Origin of the sequence: Intestinibacter sp. (genome assembly GCF_051866655.1) — a bacterium.
GTDB lineage: Bacteria > Bacillota > Clostridia > Peptostreptococcales > Peptostreptococcaceae > Intestinibacter.
Genome location: NZ_JBJDXL010000556.1, coordinates 1 through 2,062, shown reverse-complemented (window position 1 = coordinate 2,062; position 2,062 = coordinate 1). Strand labels below are relative to the sequence as shown.

Sequence of the window (2,062 nt, the reverse complement as noted above, 5' to 3'; positions counted from 1 at the left end):
CTATTGAAGATGGCGCTAGAAAATTAAGATACGATATGTTTTATGAAATAATGAGAAGAACTCATGCTAATAAAATAGCCATTGCTCACAATATGAACGATCAAGCTGAAACAGTACTTATGCATATTATGAGGGGAACTGGTCTTCAAGGCTTAAGAGGAATTGAATATATAAGAGATCAAGTTATAATAAGACCTCTATTGGATATAGAAAGAAAAGAAATAGAAGGCTATTGTGAACAATACAACTTAAATCCAAGAATAGATAAAACTAATCTAGATCCAATCTACACAAGAAATAAAATTAGATTAAAGCTTCTTCCATATATGCAAGATAATTTTAATTCAAATGTAATCAAGTCTATCGTTAGAATGAGCAATAGTGTAAAAGAAGATAGCGATTATATAGAAGAAAATGCATTGATGAAATTTGAAGAAATATGCATAGCTTCAGATGATAGTGTGGATATTGCTGTGGATTTGTTTATAAACTTACATAATGCAATAAAATATAGAGTTCTTAGATATGCAATAAAATATGTTTTAGGAGATACTAATTTTATCGACCAAAAACATATTTTAGATATTATTGAGTTAGAACCAGAGAAAAAAATCGGCAAAAAATTAAATCTTCCTAGAGGTTTATTTGTATATAGAAAGAAAAATAGTATAATAATTACTGTGAAGGAAATAATTAGTGAAGATATTGAATTTTGCTATAAAGTACCTAAAAATGGCTTTGTAAAAATAAAAGAATTAGGGATGCTTGTCGAAGCTGAGACTATGGGTATAGAAAAATACAATCTGTCTAAACAAGAAAATAAAAGCAACAGATGGTTTGATTTGGACAAAATAAAAGGGGATTTGATTGTAAGAAGTAGAAAGCCTGGGGATAAAATAACAATTTCTGTGGGTAACAAAAAATTAAAAAGCTTATTTATCGACATGAAAATTCCAAAAGAAGAAAGAAGTAGAATACCTATATTGGTAGACGGTGAGGATGTAATTTGTGTTGGAAATTACAGAGTAAGTGAAAACTTTAAAGTGAATGAAGAGACAAAACAAGTATTAAAAATTTGCTTTAAAAAGCTTTAAAATAAAATCAACATATGAAAGGAGGGCTTCTGTTGAACAAATTCTTAAAAGGAGCAGGTTTTTATTTGTTACTTTTAATTATAATTGTGACAATAGTAGAAGTTGCTGGTACACCAACAGAAACAGTAAAAGAGCTAAAATTTTCTCAAGTATATGAGTATTTAACAGAGGAAAATATATCAGAAATACACTTTGTAGATTCAACTTCTGTAGAAGGTGTTATAAAGGATTCAAAGAAAAAATTTAAATCTTACATGCCACAAGAAGTTATGAGTGATGAATTTGCAAATGAAGTATTACAACAAGCTAAGCAAAATAAATTAGTAGTTAGTGGAGAAGCTAAACCATCTAATCCTTGGTATATAGAAATGTTACCGACATTATTATTAATATTCTTTATGGTAATAATGTGGTTCCTATTTATGAATCAGTCTCAAGGTGGAGGCGGAAAGGTTATGAACTTCGGCAAATCAAAGGCTAGAGTTCATAAGGATGATGAAAAGACAAGGGTTACATTTAAAGATGTAGCAGGCCTTCAAGAAGAAAAAGAAGATTTAAGTGAAGTAGTAGACTTCCTTAAGAATCCTAAGAGATATATAGAATTAGGTGCTAGAATTCCTAAAGGTATACTTATGGTAGGACCTCCAGGAACAGGGAAAACTTATTTATCAAGAGCAGTTGCTGGTGAGGCCGGAGTGCCATTTTTCACAATAAGTGGTTCTGATTTCGTTGAAATGTTTGTTGGGGTAGGTGCATCAAGAGTTAGAGATTTATTTGAACAAGCTAAGAAAAATGCTCCAGCGATAATATTTATAGACGAAATAGACGCTGTTGGTAGAAAAAGAGGTGCAGGTCTTGGTGGAGGACACGATGAAAGAGAACAAACATTAAACCAACTTCTAGTTGAAATGGATGGTTTTGGTGTCAACCAAGGTATAATTATAATGGCTGCTACAAATAGACCTGAC

At 30.9% G+C, this 2,062-nt stretch carries 2 protein-coding genes; both read left to right on the top strand.

The window, feature by feature from the left end; translation table 11 throughout:
* On the top strand, positions 1 to 1,094 hold a 1,094-nt coding region (gene tilS / locus ACI3VO_RS16760; protein ID WP_439759006.1), incomplete at its 5' end, for a tRNA lysidine(34) synthetase TilS.
* Between the two features lie 32 nt (positions 1,095 to 1,126).
* A partial coding sequence (locus tag ACI3VO_RS16755; protein ID WP_439759005.1) for an ATP-dependent metallopeptidase FtsH/Yme1/Tma family protein occupies positions 1,127 to 2,062 on the top strand: 936 nt, incomplete at its 3' end.